21 protein-coding genes are annotated in these 20,944 nt (G+C 63.6%); 15 read left to right on the top strand and 6 right to left on the bottom strand.

Annotated features, from left to right (window positions below; translation table 11 throughout):
* The first annotated feature begins 75 nt into the window (after nucleotides 1-75).
* Entirely contained in the window at nucleotides 76-372 is a 297-nt protein-coding gene (locus CJU94_RS41705; RefSeq protein ID WP_244220915.1) for a hypothetical protein, read from the top strand.
* Here CJU94_RS41705 and CJU94_RS41710 read toward each other — a convergent pair.
* A complete protein-coding gene (locus CJU94_RS41710) occupies nucleotides 344-754 on the bottom strand; it encodes a hypothetical protein (protein WP_244220916.1) in 411 nt (136 codons plus the stop codon). The two genes, CJU94_RS41705 and CJU94_RS41710, sit on opposite strands and share 29 nt — an antisense overlap.
* 268 nt (nucleotides 755-1,022) lie before the next feature.
* Here CJU94_RS41710 and CJU94_RS04725 point away from each other — a divergent pair, with 268 nt between their 5' ends.
* Entirely contained in the window at nucleotides 1,023-2,225 is a 1,203-nt protein-coding gene (locus CJU94_RS04725; RefSeq protein ID WP_244220917.1) for an MFS transporter, read from the top strand.
* Nucleotides 2,226-2,494: 269 nt separating this feature from the next.
* A complete protein-coding gene (locus tag CJU94_RS04730) occupies nucleotides 2,495-2,680 on the top strand; it encodes a hypothetical protein (protein WP_007179669.1) in 186 nt (61 codons plus the stop codon).
* Nucleotides 2,681-2,741: 61 nt separating this feature from the next.
* On the opposite strand, the gene mgrA is transcribed toward CJU94_RS04730, so the two are convergent.
* Nucleotides 2,742-3,785, bottom strand: coding sequence for an L-glyceraldehyde 3-phosphate reductase (gene mgrA / locus CJU94_RS04735; protein ID WP_095417728.1), 1,044 nt, complete (start codon nucleotides 3,783-3,785; stop codon nucleotides 2,742-2,744).
* 217 nt (nucleotides 3,786-4,002) lie between these two features.
* Here mgrA and CJU94_RS04740 point away from each other — a divergent pair, with 217 nt between their 5' ends.
* Nucleotides 4,003-4,209: a DUF3185 family protein gene (locus CJU94_RS04740; RefSeq protein WP_095417729.1), complete on the top strand. Its 207-nt coding sequence runs from the start codon at nucleotides 4,003-4,005 to the stop codon at nucleotides 4,207-4,209.
* A gap of 79 nt (nucleotides 4,210-4,288) precedes the next feature.
* On the opposite strand, the gene CJU94_RS04745 is transcribed toward CJU94_RS04740, so the two are convergent.
* Nucleotides 4,289-5,050 (bottom strand): phytanoyl-CoA dioxygenase family protein, encoded by a 762-nt coding sequence (locus CJU94_RS04745; protein ID WP_095417730.1) that lies wholly within the window; start codon nucleotides 5,048-5,050, stop codon nucleotides 4,289-4,291.
* 462 nt (nucleotides 5,051-5,512) lie between these two features.
* Here CJU94_RS04745 and CJU94_RS04750 point away from each other — a divergent pair, with 462 nt between their 5' ends.
* Nucleotides 5,513-5,878: a hypothetical protein gene (locus CJU94_RS04750; protein ID WP_095420222.1), complete on the top strand. Its 366-nt coding sequence runs from the start codon at nucleotides 5,513-5,515 to the stop codon at nucleotides 5,876-5,878.
* 201 nt (nucleotides 5,879-6,079) lie between these two features.
* Here the strand turns inward: CJU94_RS04750 and metK are convergent, their stop codons facing one another.
* Complete coding sequence (metK, locus tag CJU94_RS04755) at nucleotides 6,080-7,270, bottom strand: methionine adenosyltransferase (RefSeq protein ID WP_095417731.1); 1,191 nt, start codon at nucleotides 7,268-7,270, stop codon at nucleotides 6,080-6,082.
* A 277-nt stretch (nucleotides 7,271-7,547) separates the two neighbouring features.
* Between metK and CJU94_RS04760 the strand changes: the two genes are divergently transcribed.
* The 9 genes from CJU94_RS04760 to hslU all read left to right on the top strand — a co-directional run bounded on the left by CJU94_RS04760 (nucleotide 7,548) and on the right by hslU (nucleotide 17,134).
* On the top strand, nucleotides 7,548-8,432 hold the full coding sequence (locus tag CJU94_RS04760; protein WP_095417732.1) for a lipid A biosynthesis lauroyl acyltransferase: 885 nt from the start codon (nucleotides 7,548-7,550) through the stop codon (nucleotides 8,430-8,432).
* Between the two features lie 98 nt (nucleotides 8,433-8,530).
* Nucleotides 8,531-9,418, top strand: coding sequence for a diaminopimelate epimerase (gene dapF / locus CJU94_RS04765; RefSeq protein WP_095420223.1), 888 nt, complete (start codon nucleotides 8,531-8,533; stop codon nucleotides 9,416-9,418).
* Between the two features lie 58 nt (nucleotides 9,419-9,476).
* On the top strand, nucleotides 9,477-10,196 hold the full coding sequence (locus tag CJU94_RS04770) for a DUF484 family protein (protein WP_095417733.1): 720 nt from the start codon (nucleotides 9,477-9,479) through the stop codon (nucleotides 10,194-10,196).
* Between the two features lie 38 nt (nucleotides 10,197-10,234).
* A complete protein-coding gene (gene xerC, locus CJU94_RS04775) occupies nucleotides 10,235-11,158 on the top strand; it encodes a tyrosine recombinase XerC (RefSeq protein ID WP_095417734.1) in 924 nt (307 codons plus the stop codon).
* 87 nt (nucleotides 11,159-11,245) lie between these two features.
* Nucleotides 11,246-12,448: a class I SAM-dependent rRNA methyltransferase gene (locus CJU94_RS04780; protein ID WP_095417735.1), complete on the top strand. Its 1,203-nt coding sequence runs from the start codon at nucleotides 11,246-11,248 to the stop codon at nucleotides 12,446-12,448.
* 190 nt (nucleotides 12,449-12,638) lie between these two features.
* Complete coding sequence (locus CJU94_RS04785) at nucleotides 12,639-13,727, top strand: CobW family GTP-binding protein (protein WP_091797218.1); 1,089 nt, start codon at nucleotides 12,639-12,641, stop codon at nucleotides 13,725-13,727.
* A 668-nt stretch (nucleotides 13,728-14,395) separates the two neighbouring features.
* Nucleotides 14,396-14,815, top strand: coding sequence for an RNA polymerase-binding protein DksA (gene dksA, locus CJU94_RS04790; protein ID WP_012431412.1), 420 nt, complete (start codon nucleotides 14,396-14,398; stop codon nucleotides 14,813-14,815).
* 426 nt (nucleotides 14,816-15,241) lie between these two features.
* Nucleotides 15,242-15,778: an ATP-dependent protease subunit HslV gene (gene hslV / locus CJU94_RS04795; RefSeq protein WP_091797221.1), complete on the top strand. Its 537-nt coding sequence runs from the start codon at nucleotides 15,242-15,244 to the stop codon at nucleotides 15,776-15,778.
* Nucleotides 15,779-15,787: 9 nt separating this feature from the next.
* The gene (gene hslU / locus CJU94_RS04800) at nucleotides 15,788-17,134 is read left to right on the top strand and encodes an ATP-dependent protease ATPase subunit HslU (protein ID WP_095417736.1); all 1,347 of its coding nucleotides are present in this window, start codon (nucleotides 15,788-15,790) and stop codon (nucleotides 17,132-17,134) included.
* A gap of 139 nt (nucleotides 17,135-17,273) precedes the next feature.
* On the opposite strand, the gene CJU94_RS04805 is transcribed toward hslU, so the two are convergent.
* Entirely contained in the window at nucleotides 17,274-17,816 is a 543-nt protein-coding gene (locus CJU94_RS04805; RefSeq protein ID WP_095417737.1) for a response regulator transcription factor, read from the bottom strand.
* Nucleotides 17,813-19,123, bottom strand: a complete 1,311-nt coding sequence (locus CJU94_RS04810) for an ATP-binding protein (RefSeq protein WP_095417738.1) — start codon at nucleotides 19,121-19,123, stop codon at nucleotides 17,813-17,815. Before CJU94_RS04810 ends, CJU94_RS04805 begins: the two co-directional genes overlap by 4 nt.
* A gap of 128 nt (nucleotides 19,124-19,251) precedes the next feature.
* On the opposite strand from CJU94_RS04810, the gene CJU94_RS04815 reads away from it, so the two are divergent.
* Nucleotides 19,252-20,889 carry a tetratricopeptide repeat protein gene (locus CJU94_RS04815; RefSeq protein WP_095417739.1) on the top strand — a complete coding sequence of 546 codons (1,638 nt, stop codon included), beginning with the start codon at nucleotides 19,252-19,254 and terminating at the stop codon, nucleotides 20,887-20,889.
* Nucleotides 20,890-20,944: the final 55 nt, after the last annotated feature.

Below are 20,944 nucleotides of genomic sequence, written 5' to 3' on the forward strand. Positions count from 1 at the left end.
CCCGGGCATCTTCATGGCAACCATTTTGCAAGGGACCGGAGTGAGCCCCACCTCGGGTCGACAGGGGGAAGGTTGATGGAAGCACAACGTCCAAATGGTTCCGGCACCGCGCGCGATCCGGCAAAGGCCAGACGCGCCCGTTGGATCGGCGTCGCGGCGGCCGTGGTGGTCGTCGCGCTTGCGGCACAAGGTAGTTGGTCGCGTCACGACGCACACGCGGCGCTCGAACGCGATGCCGAGCACGCGAGCCAGACAAGTGTCGAAGTCGTGCGCCCTCAGAAGTCGACCACCGGGCTAGATCTCGTGCTGCCCGGCAACGTGCAGGCCTTTCTCGACACACCGCTCACTGCTGTTCCCGCGCGGATCGCGTGAGGGTCGCGACCGTCGACGCGCAGCATAAGGTGAAGCTGATTGCCGTGTCGCTCGGAACGGACTTCGGCACACGTGTGGCGATTGCGTCCGGCTTGCAAGGCGATGAGCAGGTGATCCTGAATCCGCAGGACTCGATCGTCGACGGCGCGCCGGTGCGGATTGTGCCGGCGAAGGCGAGTGGGGCGACGGGTGCTTCTGGCGCAGCGGCAGCCAACGAAGGGGCGGCGGGCGCAGCGGCCAGCAGCCAGGCGGCGGTGGGTGCCTCGCGCGCAGCGGCAGGCGGCGAAGGGGTGCCTGCCGCGTCGGGCGCAGCGGCGGCGAGCTCGCCGACTGCACATGTGGCCATGTTGCCGTCCTGCCGACGGACGAACAGATCGTGCATCCCTCCGCACCCGCGAGCGGCGCGCAAGCACACGGGTAGCGTCGTACTTGCGGTCCCGCAAAAATGGCGGGCGGGCGCGTCGGCAAGTCACGCCGTCCTGGCGGCCCGCAACGCACCGCGCCGACCCGCGCGTGTTTTTCAGCGTATCCTTAACTCTTTTGTGCCTTTGCATCCCCGAGGAGAATTTTTCGTGACCCCGCCGCCGGACTCCGACCGGACCGCTACTTCGGCTGCTCCTGCTTCGCCCACTTCATCAACCGCTTGCGCTGTGTCCGACATCCCCTACCTGGAACGCGGCACGCGCGCGTACTGGCGCGCCAGCATCGCGCTGCTGTTCGCCGGCTACGCGACGTTCTCGCTCCTCTATTGCGTGCAGCCTCTGCTGCCGTCGTTTTCCACCGCGTTCAACGTGACGCCTGCACAAAGCAGCCTGTCGCTCTCGCTGACCACGGCGGCACTCGCGCTTGCCGTGTTCGTCGCCGGCTTCATTTCGGAAGGCTGGAGCCGTCACAGGCTGATGACGCTCTCGCTCACCGTTTCCGCGCTGGCGACGATCGCGGTGTCGATCGCGCCGCATTGGCATCAATTGCTCGTGCTGCGCACGCTCGAAGGGCTCGCGCTCGGCGGCGTGCCCGCCGTCGCGATGGCCTATCTCGCGGAAGAAGTTCATCCCGACGGGCTCGGCCTTGCGATGGGGCTTTATGTCGGCGGCACGGCGATTGGAGGGATGGCCGGGCGCGTGATTACCGGCGTCGTCGCGGATCTGTTTTCGTGGCGCGTCGCGATCGGCACGATCGGCGTGCTAGGCCTTCTGTCGATGCTCGCGTTTCGCGCGCTGTTGCCGCCGTCGCGTCATTTCGTGCCGCGGCGCGGACTCGGCTTCACGCATCACCGTAGCGCCCTGCTCAAGCAATTCACACGACCCGGCTTGCCCTTGCTGTTCCTGCTCGGCTTCGTGTTGATGGGCAGCTTCGTCACGCTCTACAACTACCTCGGCTACCGGTTGCTGGCGCCGCCGTACCGGTTGGATCAGACGGAAATCGGCGCGATCTTCGTCGTGTATCTGACCGGGGTCGTCGCGTCGCCGTGGTCGGGACGCATGGCCGATACGTTCGGCCGCGCACGCGTGCTCACCGGGAGCTTGCTGTTGATGGCGCTCGGTGTCGCGCTCACCATGCTGCATCCGCTGACGGCGATCGTGGCGGGCATCGCCTGCGTCACGTTCGGCTTCTTCGCCGGGCATTCGGTGGCGAGCGGGTGGGTAGGACGTCTCGCCAAAGAAGCGAAAGGTCAGGCCGCCGCGCTGTATCTGCTCGCGTACTACATCGGCTCCAGCGTGGTCGGCTCGTATGGCGGCCACATGTGGGCAAATTATGGATGGAACGGCGTCGTTGGACTGGTCGGCGTGTTGCTCGTCATCGGCCTCTTTGCTGCGGCGCGTTTGCGCAAACGGGAGCAATCCCGCGCATGAGCGCTTGATGACCCATGGCGCATTGAACGACGCCGAAAAGTAAGGTCGGCGTAAACCAACACTTCATGTTTTCCAGCTTATTTGCTGCGACGCGGCAATCGCGGCGGCCCAAGCGGCGCCGGGGTTCAGCGGCTTGCGAATAGCCGCTGCGGCGCCGCAAAGCGCCGTTATGGCGGCCTGACTGTCTCCTATACTCGAATCGTGCGTGGGCGGTGCATGACTCCATAAATCGAGCCGCCGGCTGCGCCGGAAATATAAAGGAGACGAGAATGACGACCTACTTCACGATCGGCGATTTCATCCTGGTCATTCCGATGGCGTTGGCCGGGGCTTTGTTTGTCGGTGCGCTTCCCTGCAAGACGGAATTCCGGCACAACGCGCTGCGCGTGCTCGGCGCGCTGATCGGCGTGGTGTTCGCGGTCGTGCTGGTCGAAGGTTTGCCGGCGCTCGTCTAGATGAAAAAAGCCGCCCGTAGGCGGCTTTTCTGCTTCTGCGGCGTGGCAGACGACGCTGGAATCAGATCGCCTGATCCGTCGACGGCTTTTCCCACAGATTGATGCCACCTTCGGTCGCGTAGCGGTCGATCTCGGCCAGCTCGTCCTTCGAGAACGCAAGGTTCTTCAGTGCGCCGACGTTCTCGCGCACCTGCTCCGAGCGGCTTGCGCCGATCAGCACGGAAGTCACGCGCGGATCGCGCAGCGCCCACGCGAGCGCCATCTGCGCGAGGCTCTGACCGCGACGCTGCGCGATGTCGTTGAGCTTGCGCACATGCTCGATATTCTGCGGGCTCAGATGCTCCTGCTTCAACGAACCGCCGCCCGGCTTGTTGACCCGCGCGTCTTCCGGCACGCCATTCAGGTACTTCCCGGTGAGCAGCCCCTGAGCCAGCGGCGTGAACGCGATGGCACCCGCGCCGACCTGCTCCAGCGCGCCCAGCAGCTCGTGTTCGATCCAGCGGTTGAGCATGTTGTACGCCGGCTGATGAATCAGCAGCGGCACCTTGTACTCGGCGAGGAGCTTCGTCATTTCGAGCGTCTTGCTGGCCGAATACGACGAGATGCCGATGTACAGCGCCTTGCCCTGCTGCACGGCGCTCGCCAACGCACCGGCGGTTTCTTCGAGCGGCGTATCCGCGTCGAAACGATGCGAATAGAAAATATCGACGTAGTCGAGGCCCATGCGCTGCAGGCTCTGATCGAGACTCGCGAGCACGTATTTGCGCGAGCCGCCGCCTTGTCCATACGGACCCGGCCACATGTCCCAACCGGCCTTCGACGAAATCAGCAGCTCGTCACGGTACGGCTTGAAGTCGTCCTTGAAGAGGCGGCCAAAGTTGGTTTCGGCGCTGCCGTACGGCGGCCCGTAGTTGTTGGCGAGGTCGAAGTGCGTGATACCCAGATCGAAAGCCGTGCGCAGAATGTCGCGTTGCGTGGAGATCGGCGTGGTGTCGCCGAAGTTGTGCCACAGTCCGAGCGACAGCGCCGGCAGTTTGAGACCCGACTTGCCGCAGACGCGGTACTGCATATCCGAATAGCGTTCTGAAGCTGCTTCGTAAGCCATTGCTAGTGTCCTTGATGGTAAAGGCGCCCGATCAGTGCGGGCATGGGCAATTGCATGCTGCGGGAGGCGTGCCGCCTTTTTTCTTATAGGTCGGAGATGCGGCCAGACCGCTATGGTAGCGAATCGACGTGATGCATGCAGACGCCCAGTATGCGGGATGGACGATTGCTTGCGGGTCCCCTACACTCTGCCCGATTCAGGCTTATAGGAGAGGTCAATGACGAAGGCGATTTCCATCGCGTTGATTGTCGGCGGTATCGTGCTGCTGTATTTCGGCGGACAGGCGTTCAATTCGGTGAGCAGCGACGTCTCGCGCGTCTTTACCGGTTCGCCGACCAACAAAGCGATCTTGCTGATCGTGGGCGGCGTCGTGGCCACGATCGCCGGCCTGACGGGCATCGCTTTGTCGGGACGCAGGCGCTAAACACGGGCGCGGCCATGCGGCACTTTGCGTTTCGAGCTTCGAGCAGGAAAACCCAAGGCGCCGCGAGCGACCGAAGCCTCTAGAACGCGACCTCGGGCTTCGCAGCCGAACGGGTTCCCGGCAACGGCACGTTGCTCGCGCCGTGGTACGTGTACACCAGCGAGAACTTCACCTGATCGGTGATGTTCTTGCCCGCGGAGTGGAGCGTATTGCAGTGGAAGAACACCACGTCGCCGGCCTGCAGTTCCGGCGACACCGCGGTGCGAATCCATTCCTGATTTTCTTCCAGATCAGAGCGGAAGAATTTGGCCTGATCGAACCGCTCGGATGTGAACGCGGCGGTGTGCGACTTCGGTACGAGCCATAGCGCGCCGTTATCCACCTTTTCCGAACCGACCGCGAGCCACACTGAAACCAGATCGTCGCGCTCGAACGACCAATAGCGCACGTCGCGATGCCAGCCGGTCAAACTGCCGTACGCAGGGTGCTTGGTCATCATGCAGTTATGGTGCGCGCGCGACAGGCGCGGCTCTTCACCGAAATACAACTCCATCCAGCCGCGAATTTCCGGCGCGGTCGCCCAGCGCGCAAAACTCGGATGACGTCCATACGCATCCAGCAGCCGCCGCACCGTGTGGCCGCCCGGCGCCTGTTTGGACGCCGGCGCGCCGGGATACTGCAAATCCGCTTCGAACTCGATCGGCGCGACCGCTTCCTCCAGCTGGCGCTGCGCGATCTGCTTCAGCTCCTCGCACCGCTCAGGCGACACCAATCCGGGTACGACGACAAAACCCTGCTCTCGCAACGTTTGAATCTGCTCTTTCTTGGAATGAAGTGACATGGCGTTCCGTTACTGTCGACTAGCTGATGCTCGATTGTAAAACGGGCGCGATCGCGCCGCGTGCTGTTTCACCATCTGGAAGCCGCAGCCTTACGCACGACTTTCATGCCCGGCGCCCGGCTTCCCGGCACATTCAATGGGCAAACACGCACGATAATCGCCCTCAAAGGGTTCGACCGTTGCCGCGCCGATTCACGATTTTCTCCGTAAAAACCCGTATTCGCAGGGTAAAAACCGACTTTCTGACGTCATGAATCGCGTGTAACCTCCCCTGCATGTTGATCGCCATTCCCGCACTTCTGCGCCGCGTCGAGGCCGTCACGGCCGGCTCCGCTGTACTCCGTGCACCTTTCCATCGAATTCAAGGCTTTCGCGCCGTTCATTGCGACGCCGCCATTGGCACATTTGGTGCTCCTGATGGCGCACATCCCGTCGCGCGACACGTTGCCTACTAGTGAAGCCATGCATACTCTTCTGAGCACCCGTCTTACCCGCGCCGCACTGAAAGCGGCCCGTCCCGCGCGTCGCCATGTCGTGCGCGCGCTGCGTCACCACGCTACGCGCACTCGCGCGTTGGGCGAACACTGGCGCGATGCCAAAGCCGTCGATGGTATTCGCACCTGGTTCAATACGTTCTTCTCCGCGCTGCGCCTGCAAGGCAGTTCACGCCGCTTTTCGCTGCGTACGCTGCTGCGCAAGCCGACGCCGCTGCGCCTCACCGCGCCGCGCGCAGCGCTCGCCGTGCCGCAGAACACGAGCCGCCGGCCGCGTCGCATGTCGACGAACGGCAGCACCGGCTGGTTCGCGTTCGCGTTTGCGAGCCGGTAAGGCGGTTGCAGAGCGTCCTGAAAAGCGAGCGCGGCTCAAGCGCCGCCAGGCGTCGTATTGACGACGGGATATGACTGCCGGCCGGTGAAGCCGTCGGGCGACCGGGTGGCAACGCAGCTCACGAACTGGCGAGTCCAATAAAAAAACCCCGCCCGGCTCTACGCCGGCGGGGTTTTTTGCTAGAGCGGACGCTCGCGCTGCTTATTCGGCGAGCGCGGCAACCGGTTCCGTACCGGCGGCTTCGGCGAGCGCCAGCGCCTTGTCCGTGGATTCCCACGTAAATTCCGGCTCTTCGCGGCCGAAGTGACCGTAGGCTGCGCTTTTCTCGTAGATCGGGCGCAGCAGGTCGAGCATCTGGATGATGCCCTTCGGACGCAGGTCGAAATGCTCCTGCACCAGACGCGTGATGGTCGCATCCGACACGCGGCCAGTGCCGAACGTGTTGACCATCACCGAAGTCGGCTGGGCGACGCCGATCGCGTACGAAACCTGAATCAGGCAACGCGAAGCGAGACCCGCGGCCACGATGTTCTTCGCGACATAACGACCGGCGTAAGCCGCCGAGCGGTCCACCTTCGATGGATCCTTGCCCGAGAACGCGCCGCCGCCGTGCGGTGCGGCACCGCCGTACGTGTCGACGATGATCTTGCGGCCAGTCAAGCCGCAGTCCCCTTGCGGACCGCCGATCACGAAACGACCGGTCGGGTTCACGAGGAACTTGATGTCGCCCTTGATGAGATCGGCCGGCAACGTCGGCTTGATGACTTCTTCGATCACGGCTTCGCGCAGCGTACCCAGATCGATGTCCGGCGAATGCTGCGTGGACAGCACCACGGTGTCGATCGAATGCGGCTTGCCGTCGACATAACGCACGGTGACTTGCGACTTCGCGTCCGGACGCAGCCACGGCAGACGGCCGTCACGGCGCAGATTCGCCTGACGCTCGACCAGACGGTGCGACAGGTGGATCGGCAGCGGCATCAATTCCGGGGTTTCTTCGCACGCGTAGCCGAACATCAGGCCCTGGTCGCCGGCGCCTTGATCGAGGTTGTTGTCGTGCGCGCGGTCCACACCTTGAGCGATGTCCGGCGATTGCTTGTCGTACGCGACGAGCACGGCGCAGCCGCGATAGTCGATACCGTAGTCGGTATTGTCGTAGCCGATGCGCTTGATCGTGTTGCGCGCAACCTGAATGTAATCGACGTTCGCAGTGGTGGTGATTTCACCGGCCAGCACGACGAGACCCGTGTTGCACAGCGTTTCCGCGGCGACACGCGAGTATTTGTCCTGAGCCAGAATGGCGTCGAGAATGGCGTCGGAAATCTGATCCGCGACTTTGTCGGGATGGCCTTCGGAGACGGATTCGGAAGTGAAGAGATAGTCGTTTGCCACGTTGCAGACTCCTGTTTTGTGGTTACGGTTGAGTTTCACGTAGCCAGCTTCGGGAGCCTTGAAGCGGCGACGCTTTAGCGGATTACCTTACCGAAAGGCGCAAATCACATGGTTTGCAGCCACCGGCTTCGCCCCGCAAGTTGTCTATTAACTCGGCGAAGCCCTTATTATAGCGACTTCCTTTGATTGTCACAGAGTGTCTACGAGTGCGGTATTACGTCAATTCTTCCGCTTTCCTGAAGCCCGTCACGCTTAGCGCCTCTTTTCAGGAGGCGGCATGCTGAGCCGCTATGGCGCCAAACTCGCGATCGGGCTGCTGAAACTGTTTGCACTATTGCCTTACGGCCTGATCGCCCGTCTCGGCGACGGACTCGGCTGGTTGCTGTATCAGATCCCGAGCCGGCGCAAACGCATCGTCCATATCAATCTGAAACTGTGCTTCCCCGAATGGAGCGACGCGCGCCGCGAAGACGTCGCGCAGAAGCATTTCCGCCACGCGATCCGCAGCTACCTCGAGCGCAGCGTGCAGTGGTTCGGCTCGGCGAAGAAACTCGAGAAGCTGATCCAGCTCGACAGCGCGATCGACCTGACCGACCCGAATCTGCCGCCCACGCTGTTTCTCGGCTTTCACTTCGTCGGTATCGAGGCCGGCTCGATCTTCCTGAACTATTCGCTCAAGCGCCAATGCGGCTCGCTCTATCAGCCGATGTCGAATCCGGAGCTCGAGGAAGTCGCCAAAGCGGCGCGCGCGCGTTTCGGCGCGGACATGGCGAGCCGCGCCGACAGCGCGCGCGTCGTGTTGCGCTGGCTGCGCGAGCGCAAGCCGGTCATGCTGGGCGCCGACATGGACTACGGCGCGCGCAATTCCACCTTCGTGCCGTTCTTCGGCGTGCCGACCTGCACGCTGACCGCGGTGGGGCGCCTCGCCAAAGTCGGCCACGCGCAGGTGGTGCCGTTCATCGGCGAGGTGCTGCCGAACTACAAAGGCTACCGGCTCAAAGTATTCAAGCCGTGGGAGAACTACCCGACGGGCGACGACGATGCGGACGCCCGTCGCATGAACGCTTTTCTCGAAGAGCAGATTCCGTTGATGCCCGAGCAGTATTACTGGGTGCACAAACGCTTCAAGACCCGGCCGCCGGGCGATCCGAGCGTGTATTGAACGTGAACGGCCGCCCCACGCGGCCTGTGAAAAGCGGCCGGACGCGGAAAAAACTCGGCGTTCGGCTTACCTGCGAGCGCGTCACTTACAATAGCGTGATGAAACTGAAATTCACCAAAATGCACGGCGCGGGCAACGACTTCGTCGTGCTCGACGGCTACACCCAACCGGTCAACCTGACGCCGGCGCAGGTGCGCGCGCTCGCGGACCGGCATTTCGGCGTCGGCGCAGACCAGTTGCTGCTGGTCGAAAAGCCCACGGTAGACGGCGTCGATTTCAGATATCGCATCTTCAATTGCGACGGCGGCGAGGTCGAGCATTGCGGCAATGGCGCGCGCTGCTTCGTCAAATTCGTGCGCGACAGCGGCCTCACCGATCGGCGCAGCGTACGCGTGCAGGTGCAAAAGGGCACCATCACGCTGACCATGCAGGAGAACGGCGAAGTGCTGGTCGACATGGGCATGCCCGTGTTCGAGCCGGAACGCGTGCCGTTCGCCACCAAAGGCCTCGAAGGCCGCCGCGAGGGCGCGGATACGCTCTGGCCGCTCGACGTGAACGGCACGACACGCTGGATTTCGGTGGTGTCGATGGGCAATCCGCACGCCGTGCAGGTCGTCGACGACGTCGAAGCATTCCCGGTGCCGGTCGAAGGCCCGGTGATCGAGCGTCATGCGCGCTTCGCGCAGCGGGTGAACGCGGGCTTCATGCAGATCGTCGGCCGCAGCGAGATCAGGCTGCGCGTGTACGAACGCGGCGCGGGCGAAACGCTGGCGTGCGGCACGGGCGCATGCGCGGCGGTCGCGGCCGGAATCCGGCGCGGGCTGCTCGACTCGCCGGTGCTCGTGCACACGCACGGCGGCAATCTGACCATCTCGTGGGACAGTACGCGAGAGGGCGAGCCGCTGCTGATGGCCGGGCCCGCCGTGACCGTTTTCGAAGGCGAGATAGAGCTGCCCGACTCATTGGCGGCTTCACAGGCCGCTTGAACTCAATGACCGATGCGCCGCCCCCGAGGCGTCGCCCCGTAGTCCCTTAGCCGAAACCATGAACGATCGCGAAGTCGCCGAATACCTGCTCGCCAACCCCGAATTCTTCGCCGAACACGCGGAGATGCTCGCGACGATCCGGCTCGCGAACCCGCACGGCAAAGCCGCGGTGTCGCTGCAGGAACGGCAGATGGAAATGCTGCGGGACAAGAACAAGCATCTCGAACGCCGCCTCGCCGAACTCCTGCGCTACGGCCACGAGAACGACAGCATCGCGTCGAAATTCAACCGCTGGACCATTCGCGTGATAGCCGAACGTGATCCGTATGCGCTGCCGCGCACCATCGCCACCGGCTTGCGCGATATTTTCGACGTACCGCAAGCGGCGCTGCGCGTGTGGGATGTCGCCGAGCCGTATGCCCAAGCCGACTTCGCGCGGCACGTCGGCGAGGAAGTGCGCATCTTCGCCAATAGCCTGACCACGCCGTATTGCGGCGCGAATACCGGCTTCGAGGCGGCACAATGGCTGGTGCCGTCGATCGCGGCCGTGAGCGACGAGAGCACGGGCCAGGCGGCCTCGGAATCGGCGCACGCCACCGAATCGATCGCGTTGCTCGCGCTGCGCGACCCGCAAGGCAACGATGAAGCGCCCACCTTCGGCCTCCTCGTGATGGGTTCGCCCGACGCGCGCCGCTTCCACGACGGCATGGCGACCGACTTCCTGACGCAGATCGGCGCGCTGGCAAGCGCCGCGCTAAGCCGTCTGCTGCCGCGCTGAGCGGCGATCCGCCTAGCGCCCGCCCAAAGCCCACCACCGTGACCGCCGCCGACCCGATCGCCGCCTATCTGTCGAATCTCGAACACGAGCGGCGGCTGTCGGCGCATACGCTGCGCGGCTACACCCACGAATTGGAAGAACTCAAGCTGCTGGCCAAAGGCCGGCCGCTCGAAAGCCTGAGCGCCGTGGACATTCGCGGCGCGGTTTCGCGGGCGCATGCGGGCGGCCTGTCGGCGCGTTCGATCAGCCACCGGCTCTCGGCGTGGCGCGCGTTTTACCGCTGGCTCGCCGGCCGTGTCGATCTGCCCGCCAATCCGGTCGCGACCGTGCGCGCGCCGAAACAGGCCAAAACGCTGCCCAAGGCGCTTTCCGTCGACGACGCGACACGGCTGATGGAGAATCCACCCGTCGCATCGCCCGAAGGTTTGCGCGATCACGCCATGCTCGAACTGTTTTACTCGTCGGGCCTGCGACTCGCGGAGCTGGTCGGCCTCGACGCCCATTTCGCCGACGCCGACGGCTACCGCTCGGCCGGCTGGCTCAAGCTCGACTCGGCCGAGGTCGAAGTGCTCGGCAAGGGCAACCGGCGGCGCGTCGTGCCGGTCGGCAGCAAGGCGCTGGAAGCCTTGAGCGCGTGGCTCGCCGTGCGCGAACAGATGGTGAAGCACGATCCGCATCCACTGTTTCTGTCGACGCGCGGCAATCGCCTGTCGCCGAACGTGGTCCGTGAGCGCGTGAAACGCGCGGCGCTGGCCGCCGGCATTCCCGCCAACGTGCATCCGCACGTGCTGCGGCACTCGTTTGCCACGCACGTGCTGCAATCGAGCGGCGATCTGCGCGCCGTGCAGGAACTGCTCGGCCACGCGAGCATCACCGCCACGCAGGTCTACACCGCGCTCGATTTCCAGCATCTCGCGCACGTTTACGATCAGGCGCATCCGCGCGCCAAAAAACGCGACTGATGCCGCGACCCGCGGCGGGCAGTCTCCGCCTTCGCTTCACCTGCCGCGCGCACTGTGCCGCGCGGCCCATTGCTCTCTGACACCCTGATGAATACCGTTACGCTCAAACCGTCGAAAGAAAAATCGCTGCTGCGCCGCCATCCGTGGGTCTATGCGAACGCGATCGACCGGATCGACGGCAATCCCGCTGCCGGCGCCACCGTGCTGGTGCGCGCGCACGACGGCCGTTTTCTCGCGCGCGCAGCCTATAGCCCGCATTCGCAGATCCGCGCCCGGGTGTGGAGCTTCGACGAAACCGAGCCGATCGATCACGCGTTCTTCAAGCGCCGCGTGCAGCGCGCGCTCGCGCATCGTCGAACGATGGTTCACGACACCGGCGCGGTACGGCTGATTTTCGGCGAAGCGGACGGCCTGCCCGGCTTGATCGTCGATCACTACGTGGCCGAGGACGAAGGCCAGCGCAGCCAGCTGGTCTGCCAGTTCATGGCCGCGGGCGTCGAGGCCTGGAAAGAAGCGATCGTCGCGGCGCTGACCGGCGCGACCGGCTGCCCGAATGTTTACGAACGCTCGGACGTGTCGATTCGTCAGAAGGAAGGACTCGAACAGATCACCGGCGTGCTGGCGGGCGAGGCGCCGTCTGAAACGCTGATCGTGAGCGAAAACGACGTGCGCTATCACGTCGACGTGCGCAACGGACACAAAACGGGCTTCTACGTCGACCAGCGCGACAACCGCTTGCTGGTGCAGCAGCTCGCGCAGGATCGCGACGTGCTGAACTGCTTCTGCTACACCGGCGGTTTCTCTCTGGCTGCCTTGAAAGGCGGCGCCAAACGGGTGGTGTCGATCGATTCGTCGGGCGACGCGCTGGCCATCGCCCAGCAGAACGTGGCGGCCAACGGTTTCGACGCCGAACGCGCCACCTGGCTCGACGCGGACGCCTTCAAAACGCTGCGCCGTCTCTACGACGAGGGCGAGCGCTTCGACCTGGTCGTGCTCGATCCGCCGAAATTCGCGCCGTCGCGTGAGCATGTGGACCGGGCGTCGCGCGCTTACAAGGACATCAACCTGACCGGGCTGAAATTGCTGCGCCCGGGCGGCTTGCTCTTCACCTATTCGTGCTCCGGCGCGATCGACGCCGAACTGTTCCAGAAGATCGTCTCCGGCGCGGCCGCCGACGCGCGCGTGGACGCCCGGATTCTCAAGCGGCTCGGCGCCGGGGTGGATCACCCTTTGCTGACGGCGTTCCCGGAAGGCGAGTATCTGAAGGGCCTGCTGTTGCAAATCGCCTGATCGCCCATAATTTGGGGATTATTTCCCGGCGCCGCCGGCACGGGCAAAAAAGCGGGCCCGAACCGTGCGCCAGCGCCGCCCTGGCGAATATGTTCCAATAACCGGCTGGGCCGGGCGGCGCGCCATGAGGCTGGCGCGCCCGGTTCAGGCTTCGACTACGCACCGTTTCACGACAATACAGGCGACCTCTATGATTCCAGTCACCATCCTGACCGGCTTTCTCGGCAGCGGCAAAACCACCCTGCTCAAGCGCATCCTGAATGAAAAGCACGGCATGAAGATCGCCGTGATCGAGAACGAGTTCGGCGAAGAAAACATCGACAACGAAATTCTCGTGCAGGACACCGGCGAGCAGATCATCCAGATGAGCAACGGCTGCATCTGCTGCACGATCCGCGGCGACCTCTCGCGTGTGCTGGGCGATCTGGCGGCGCAGAAACAGTCCGGCAAACTGGATTTCGACCGTGTGGTGATCGAAACCACCGGCCTGGCCAATCCGGGCCCGGTCGCGCAGACATTCTTCATGGACGACCAGATCGCCAGCGAATTCCTGCTGGACGCGATCATCACCCTGGTCGACGCGAAGCACGCGAACCACCAGCTGGACGAGCACGAAGTCGTGCAGCGCCAGGTCGGGTTCGCCGACCGCCTGTTCATCACCAAGTCCGATCTGGTCGATGAGAAGCACCTCGCCGATCTGCGCCACCGCCTGCTGCACATGAACCCGCGGGCGGCGATCAAGGTCGTCAATTTCGGCGAAGCGGACATCAAGGAAATCTTCGACCTGCGCGGCTTCAACCTGAATTCGAAGCTCGAGATCGATCCGGATTTCCTCGTGGAAGACGAGCATGCGCACAGCCACGCTCACGCGCATGACGAGCACGGCCATACCCATGACGATCACGCCAACTGCGATCACGACCACGGCCAGTGCGATCACGAAGGCCACGATCATGGACATCACCACCATGCGCACCACGACGACAAGATCAAGTCGTTCGTCTACCGCAACGACCGCCCGTTCGATCCGAACAAGCTCGAGGACTTCCTCGGCGGCATTCTGCAGATTTACGGTGAGCGCCTGCTGCGCTACAAGGGCGTGCTGTATATGAAGGGCGTCGACCGCAAAGTCGTGTTTCAGGGCGTGCATCAGATGATGGGCAGCGATCTGGCCGCCAAATGGCAGCCGATCGAGAAAAAGACCAACAAGATGGTGTTTATCGGTATCGAGCTGCCGCAAGACCTGATCACCGACGGTCTGGACGCCTGCCTCGTCTAGGCATGACGCCCCGGCACGGCCGGGGCTCTCTTTCTGCTCGCCAGGCACCGATATTGCGATGAGCATCGTGCTTGCGCGGCAACGCGCGTTTGAACGCCGCGCCCGAAATAAACATCTGCAGAATATGACGGACGGCCGCTGAAAGCGGGTTGAAAAGGCTCGCGTGTGAAAAACGCGTGAAAACCCTGCTGTATTAAAGCGTGCACGACCATCGCTTTTTGGTCGTGCGCGCGTTATATTTTCGGGATATCGGCGCACCGCAGGGGGATTTTCACCAGTTGCGGTGCGAGATTGTGATTCAGTTACAATACGTGCCCACTGGAGAATGACAACGAATTGCCCGGTCAGCGCGTATCCGCGCCGGGCCTGAAGCGGCGCCGGAAAATCTTATCCGGACAATACGCCGACAATGCCGGCTGGCACGGTCTGAAAAGGCGCGCTGTCGGCAAGCAATGCCTCAGGAGCATTTGAGAAATCGGTTTCCAGAGGAGTTCGGCCCCGCATTGGCGTTGCGACGCCCGGCGTGTGGGCGCCAGGCGCTTCGGCGTCACGACAGTCCACCGTCCGTGCCCGCCCTGGCGCTCCGCGTCCTCGAGGTGCCTTTGCGGGCAATACGAAAGTGCGGGCACGACGTAAGAGTTTTGCCTCACATTGAAGAAGTTAGCCAGATGACGACGAAACGACTCTTGACCGAAGCCGAAATCCTGAAGATGAGCGACAAGGATTACATGAATGAGGATCAGCTCGCCTTCTTCAAGAACAAGCTCGAACAGCTGCAGGCGGATATTCTCCGCAATGCCGGCCAGACGACCGAGAACCTGCGCGAGACCGTAATCGTGCCGGATCCGGCCGACCGCGCAACGATCGAGGAAGAGCATGCGCTCGAACTGCGCACGCGCGACCGCGAGCGCAAGCTGCTGAAGAAGGTGCAGCAGTCGATCGCGCGCATCGATTCGGGCGACTACGGCTGGTGCGAAGAAACCGGTGAGCCGATCGGCATCCCGCGTCTGCTCGCACGGCCCACGGCCACCCTGTCGCTCGAAGCGCAGGAACGCCGCGAACTGCGCCAGAAGCTGTTCGGCGACTGAACGCCTGCGGCGCGGCTTCGGCTCCGCGCCCTGAAACGCTGCTTCGTCGAGAGGCGCACGGTGGTCCGTGCGCCTTTTTCTTTTGTGCGACGCCTCTTTGGGCGCTGCCGTGACGATGGTTTTGCGTGACCACCCGGCGGAGACGCGACGTGGCGCCTCTTGCGCCTCTTGCGCCTCTTCGGCCTCTTCCTTGCCCGCTCGCGCACACCGCATCGCGCCCCTCCCGCACCGAATCGCGTGTTTTTTGTCCTATGCCATTTGCCGGCTCTTGATATGACCGCGCACGCCCTAAAATAAACCGGACATGCGCTGCACGAGCGCGCGCCGGCGGTTCGGTTTCCAGCGTCGCGCGTCGTCCGCTTTCAGGATTCACGCGGTAGCGCATCGCGCTGCCGCGTCCTACCCGTTTTGCAAAGAGGAACGCATATGGAGCAATTTCACGGCACGACGATCGTCTCCGTGCGCCGCGGCGACAAGGTCGCGCTCGGCGGCGACGGTCAGGTGACGCTGGGCAATATCGTCATGAAAGGCGGTGCGAAGAAAGTCCGGCGCATCTATAACGGCAAGGTGCTGGTCGGCTTCGCCGGCGGCACGGCCGACGCCTTCTCGCTGCTCGACCGTTTCGAAGCGAAGCTGGAAAAACATCAGGGCAACCTGACGCGCGCCGCCGTCGAACTCGCCAAAGACTGGCGCACCGACCGCATGCTGCGCCGTCTCGAGGCCATGTTGATCGCTGCGGACGCCACCACTACGCTCGTCATCACCGGCAACGGCGACGTGCTCGATCCGGAAGGCGGCATCTGCGCGATCGGTTCGGGCGGCGCCTATGCGCAAGCCGCCGCGAAAGCACTCGCCGACAACACCGAGATGTCGCCGCGCGAAATCGTGGAAAAGTCGCTGGAGATTGCCGGCGACATGTGCATCTACACGAACCATAACCGCGTTATCGAGACGATCGAGTAAGGACCCACGATGAGCACCATGACCCCTGCCGAGATCGTCTCGGAACTCGACAAACACATCATCGGCCAAGGCCGCGCGAAAAAAGCGGTGGCTGTGGCGCTGCGCAACCGCTGGCGTCGTCAGCAGGTCGAAGAGCCGCTGCGTCAGGAAATTACGCCGAAAAACATTCTGATGATCGGACCGACCGGCGTCGGCAAGACCGAAATCGCGCGGCGTCTGGCGAAACTGGCCGACGCGCCATTCATCAAGATCGAAGCCACCAAGTTCACCGAGGTCGGCTACGTGGGCCGCGACGTGGACAGCATCGTGCGCGACCTGATCGAAATCTCGGTCAAGCAGACCCGGGAAACGGAAATGCGCAAGGTGCGGACCAAGGCCGAAGATCAGGCCGAAGACCGCATTCTCGACATTCTGCTGCCGAGCGCGCGCCCGGTCGGCTTCGGCGCGAGTTCGAGCGCCGCGGACACCGTGGACGAAGGCAGCACCACGCGCCAGACATTCCGCAAGCGTCTGCGCGAAGGCCTGCTCGACGACAAGGAAGTCGAGCTCGACGTGGAACAGCCGCAAGTCGGCATGGACATCATGGGCCCGCCGGGTATGGAAGACATGACCGAGCAGATCCGCTCCATGTTCGCGAACATCGGCGGCGGCAAGAAAACGCGCCGCAAGATGAAGGTGAAGGAAGCGCTGAAGGCGCTCACCGACGAAGAAGCCGCCAAGATGCTGAACGACGAAGAGGTGAAAACCAAGGCGGTGCAGAACGTCGAGCAGAACGGCATTGTGTTTCTCGACGAAATCGACAAGATCGCGTCGCGCAACGAAGCGGGCGGCGGCGAAGTCTCGCGTCAAGGTGTGCAGCGCGATCTGTTGCCGCTCGTCGAGGGCACCACGATCAACACCAAGTACGGCATGGTGAAGACCGATCACATTCTGTTCATTGCCAGCGGCGCATTCCACCTCGCCAAGCCGAGCGATCTGATCCCGGAACTGCAAGGCCGCTTTCCGATTCGGGTCGAACTGGATTCGCTGTCGGTCAACGACTTCGAATCGATCCTGGTGTCCACGGACGCGAGCCTCGTCAAGCAATACCAGGCACTGCTCGCCACCGAAGACGTGCACCTCGAATTCGCGGACGACGGCATTCGCCGCCTCGCCGAGATCGCGTACTCGGTGAACGAAAAGACCGAGAACATCGGCGCACGCCGCCTGTATACGGTGATCGAAAAGCTGCTCGAAGAAGTCTCGTTCTCGGCCGGCAACCACTCGGGCCGCACTGTGCAGATCGACGCGGCTTATGTCGATCGCGCGCTGAACGAAGTGGCGGAAGACGAGGATCTGTCGCGTTACGTGCTGTGATATCGATGCCGGGTCGCCTCGAGCGTTCAGATCCACGGCTTGAGACCGACTGGATGCGACGCGCATGAAAAGACGGGCTGCCTTTGAACAGGCAGCCCGTTTTCATTTGCTTGCGGCAAGCGGAGTCAGGAGGTCATGCTTACTGCTTGACCGGCCGCTTCGCCAGCTTGCGCTGCAGCGTTCGCCGATGCATATTCAACGCGCGCGCCGTAGCCGAGATGTTGCCGCCGTGCTCGGCGAGCACGCGTTGAATATGCTCCCACTCCAGACGCGCAACCGACAACGGCGTGGGATGCTCGATCGCCTCTTCCGCTTGCAATGCGCTTGCTTCACTTTGCAGCGCCGACAGGATCGTCTCCACATTGGCAGGCTTGGCCAGATAGTTATCGGCGCCGTCTTTCACCGCCTGCACCGCGGTGGCGATGCTCGCATAGCCGGTCAGCACCAGCACGCGCGCGTCGGGTTGCAAATCGCGCAAAGGCGCGACGAGCGTGAGGCCGGAGTCATTACCGAGATGCAGATCCACCGTGATCTGGCTGAACTTCTGCTGATTCGCCAGCTTGATGGCCTCATCCGCGTTGTGCGCTTCGCTCACCGTGTAGCCGCGCCGGGTGAGACCACGTGCGAGGATGCCGGAGAACACCTCGTCGTCGTCGATCACCAGAAAATTCATTTCACTCATACTTGTTTCTCCGTGTTGGATGGCTCGGCACCGTGACGGCCCGAGCCAAAAAGTTTGCGCCCGGCGAGCGGCAGTTTCAGGACCGCACGCGTACCGCGCGGCTTGATCGTGCTGACATCGGTCAGTTCGATCGATCCCTTCAGACGCGCCGCCGCCGAAAATGCCAGATAGAGGCCCACGCCGTGGCCGCCTTGCGTACTCTCGACCGGCACCGCACCCAGCGAGCCGCGCAACGCGGCCGGAATGCCCGGGCCTGCGTCGCAGACTTCGAATACGATCTGATCTCCACGCGCCGCAAGCGAGCAGGACAGCGTGACGTGATCGCGGCTCGCACGCGCGGCGTTGTCGAGCAGAATCGTGAGAATCTGACTCACAGCCACGGTATCGTCAAGACTGACGTCCGCGGGCGGCACGCCGATCCGCTCGAATTTCACATGCGGATGGCGCAAGCGCCACTGCTCGCCGAACGATTCGAGCCACTCGCCGACCGGTTGGCGGCTGGCGCTCGTCGATGCCCGACTGCGCAGCCGGGCAAGAGCCGAAGTGCAGAGCGACATCTGCTGTTCGAGTAGTTCGAGGTCGGCTGTGTACGGCGCGAGGCCCTTGTCGGAGCGCGCGGCGTCGCGCAATTCCTCGGACAACATTGCAATTGTAGACAGAGGTGTGCCGATTTCGTGAGCGACGGTGGCGGCCTGCACGCCGAGCGCGACCGCACGTTCATCGTGAAGCAAGCGCTGCTGCGCGTCTCCGAGCGCTGCGTCACGTAGCCGCAGTGCTCGCGACATGCGTGCAACGAACCATGCAATGAGGCCGACGCTGACCATGAAGTTCACCCACATGCCGGCGCGATAGTAGTCGAACAGGTTCGCGGGATTATCGAGATTCAGCGGCACGGAATCGAAGCCCAGCACTGCGTAGCAAGCCACTGCGAAGGCCGCGAGCCAGGCCATCAGATGCCACGGCAGCACGGCTGCGGCAATGGCAAGAGATGGCAGGTAGAGCGAAACGAATGGATTGGTGGTGCCGCCGGACAGAAACAGCAATGCGGACAACGCGCCCAGATCGACCCAGATCTGGCCGAACAGTTCCATGTTGGATTCGGGCCGCTGCTGCGAAACGCGCCACCATGTGAGTCCGTTGAAGATCACTTCGAGCGCGATCACGAGCAGCATGGCGGGCAACGGCAGGTGCACGCCGATGAAGGTCTGCACGAACGCAATCGTCATCAACTGGCCGATGATCGCGAGGCTGCGCAGCCAGAACAGATGCCCGAGATTGACGCGGCCGGTGTTGGTGATTCGATGCATGATTTTAGTTTACCTGTTCGGACTCGTCCGACTGACCTCGCGACCTTGCGCCAGTAACATGGAAATTTTTCGCGACAGCGCCGCACGGGCCGATCCCTACACCGGTTCCTCCGTCGCGCAGCTTAACCATGCTACCTGCTTCCGACTGCGAGGCCGACGCCTCATCAGCTTTCCTGACTTTCTTGCGACGCGCCGCGGAGGCCCGGCACCGTGGCACGGCGCAAGCCGAGGCCGCTTGTCTCGACGCCGCGGCGCGAATCCATTCACTGGACGACGCGTCCCTCGCATCGCTCAGCGCCGCATTGCTCACGCAACATCGCGTCAGCGACGCGATCGAACTCGCCGCCATTATTGCCCAACTCGATCCGCACCGCGCCCATGCGCACTTTCGTCACGGCTACGCGCTGCAGATAGCGAACCGGCATCATGAGGCCATCGCACCCTATCGCCACGCGCTCGCCATCGACCCGAGATTGCCGTGCCTGCGCAGCAATCTTGCGGGCGCGCTGTCGCGCACCGGCGGCGACCCGGGCGAACAGATCGCGCTACTGGAAAGCGCCGTCCGGGATGCGCCCGGCGAGGGCGACGGCTGGACCAATCTGACCAACGCGTACCGCATGAACAGGGATCTGCCGCAAGCGCTCGAAGCCGGCGCCCAAGCCGTGCAATGCGCACCGCATAGCCCGCTGGCGCACAACAACTATGCGCTGGCGCTACGTGAGGCGCAACGCTGGGACGACGCGGAGCAAGCCGCCCAGACCGCCTGCGCGCTGGGCCCGGAAGACGCCAGCCTGCGCTCCAATCTGTCCATGCTGCAACTCATTCGTGGCGGTTACGCGCATGGCTGGGCATCGCACGAGGCGCGCTGGGACGGCTCCGCGGAACTGGGCGGGAACCGCCCGGTCATGCCGGCGCCGCTTTGGCGTGGCGAGCCGCTGGCCGGCAAGACGCTGCTCGTGTGGGGCGAGCAGGGCATGGGCGACGTCCTGCAGTTCTGCCGCTATATCCCCATGCTGGCCGAGCGCGTGCATCGTGAAGGCGGCAGGCTCAGTTGGAACACGTTTCCGCAAATGGGCGCGCTGCTCGCGCGCAGCCTCGCCGCTCACGCGGACGAGTTTTCAGCCGGCGGCGGCGTCGAATCGCTACCGGCGTTCGACTACGAGATTCCGTTGCTGAGCCTGCCGCTGATATTCGATACACGAGAGGAAACGATTCCGGCCGCGGCCCCCTATCTGCACGCGGACCCTGCAGCCAGCGAGTCGTGGCGAACACGGCTGGCGGGCGAACCCCGGCTCAAAGTCGGGCTGACATGGACCGGCAGTCACGGCCATCAGCGCAATCCATTCCGCCGCGTGGGCTGGGAGCGCTATGCGGCTCATTTCGGCGGTATGCAAGACGTCGCCTTCTATTCATTGCAGCCGGGCGCTGAAGCGGACGTCGCGGCGGCACGAACAGCCGGCCTGGCAATGACCGACTACACCGCCGAATTCGCGACCTTCGACGACACCGCCGCGTTCGTGGGCGCGCTCGATCTCGTCATTACGGTTTGCACGTCGGCGGCGCATCTGAGCGGCGCGCTCGGCCAGCGCACCTGGGTGCTGCTCGACGTCAACCCGCACTGGGTCTGGCTGCTCGATCGTCGCGACAGCCCGTGGTATCCGAGCGCCACGCTGTACCGGCAGCCGCGGTTCGGTCACTGGGAGCCGGCGCTGGAAGCCGTCGCGCGTGATTTGCGAGGGCTGGCGCTGCAGCACCGCGCGGCGTAAGCCGCCCGCGCTTCGCTCAGACAGGGGATCGTGCGGTGGCCTGATCGTCAGCCAC

This window comes from Paraburkholderia aromaticivorans (assembly GCF_002278075.1).
GTDB classification, from domain to species: Bacteria; Pseudomonadota; Gammaproteobacteria; order Burkholderiales; family Burkholderiaceae; genus Paraburkholderia; species Paraburkholderia aromaticivorans.

Excerpts from the sequence above, each read along its gene's own strand:
- mgrA (WP_095417728.1), bottom strand. The coding sequence starts at position 3,785 with ATGGCTTACGAAGCAGCTTCAGAACGCTATTCGGATATGCAGTACCGC.
- CJU94_RS04815 (WP_095417739.1), top strand. The coding sequence starts at position 19,252 with ATGCTACCTGCTTCCGACTGCGAGGCCGACGCCTCATCAGCTTTCCTG.
- CJU94_RS41710 (WP_244220916.1), bottom strand. The coding sequence starts at position 754 with ATGCACGATCTGTTCGTCCGTCGGCAGGACGGCAACATGGCCACATGT.
- CJU94_RS04730 (WP_007179669.1), top strand. The coding sequence starts at position 2,495 with ATGACGACCTACTTCACGATCGGCGATTTCATCCTGGTCATTCCGATG.
- CJU94_RS04740 (WP_095417729.1), top strand. The coding sequence starts at position 4,003 with ATGACGAAGGCGATTTCCATCGCGTTGATTGTCGGCGGTATCGTGCTG.
- hslV (WP_091797221.1), top strand. The coding sequence starts at position 15,242 with ATGGAGCAATTTCACGGCACGACGATCGTCTCCGTGCGCCGCGGCGAC.
- dksA (WP_012431412.1), top strand. The coding sequence starts at position 14,396 with ATGACGACGAAACGACTCTTGACCGAAGCCGAAATCCTGAAGATGAGC.
- CJU94_RS04785 (WP_091797218.1), top strand. The coding sequence starts at position 12,639 with ATGATTCCAGTCACCATCCTGACCGGCTTTCTCGGCAGCGGCAAAACC.
- CJU94_RS04780 (WP_095417735.1), top strand. The coding sequence starts at position 11,246 with ATGAATACCGTTACGCTCAAACCGTCGAAAGAAAAATCGCTGCTGCGC.
- CJU94_RS04745 (WP_095417730.1), bottom strand. The coding sequence starts at position 5,050 with ATGTCACTTCATTCCAAGAAAGAGCAGATTCAAACGTTGCGAGAGCAG.
- hslU (WP_095417736.1), top strand. The coding sequence starts at position 15,788 with ATGAGCACCATGACCCCTGCCGAGATCGTCTCGGAACTCGACAAACAC.
- CJU94_RS04760 (WP_095417732.1), top strand. The coding sequence starts at position 7,548 with ATGCTGAGCCGCTATGGCGCCAAACTCGCGATCGGGCTGCTGAAACTG.
- CJU94_RS41705 (WP_244220915.1), top strand. The coding sequence starts at position 76 with ATGGAAGCACAACGTCCAAATGGTTCCGGCACCGCGCGCGATCCGGCA.
- CJU94_RS04750 (WP_095420222.1), top strand. The coding sequence starts at position 5,513 with ATGCATACTCTTCTGAGCACCCGTCTTACCCGCGCCGCACTGAAAGCG.
- CJU94_RS04805 (WP_095417737.1), bottom strand. The coding sequence starts at position 17,816 with ATGAGTGAAATGAATTTTCTGGTGATCGACGACGACGAGGTGTTCTCC.
- dapF (WP_095420223.1), top strand. The coding sequence starts at position 8,531 with ATGAAACTGAAATTCACCAAAATGCACGGCGCGGGCAACGACTTCGTC.
- CJU94_RS04810 (WP_095417738.1), bottom strand. The coding sequence starts at position 19,123 with ATGCATCGAATCACCAACACCGGCCGCGTCAATCTCGGGCATCTGTTC.
- CJU94_RS04770 (WP_095417733.1), top strand. The coding sequence starts at position 9,477 with ATGAACGATCGCGAAGTCGCCGAATACCTGCTCGCCAACCCCGAATTC.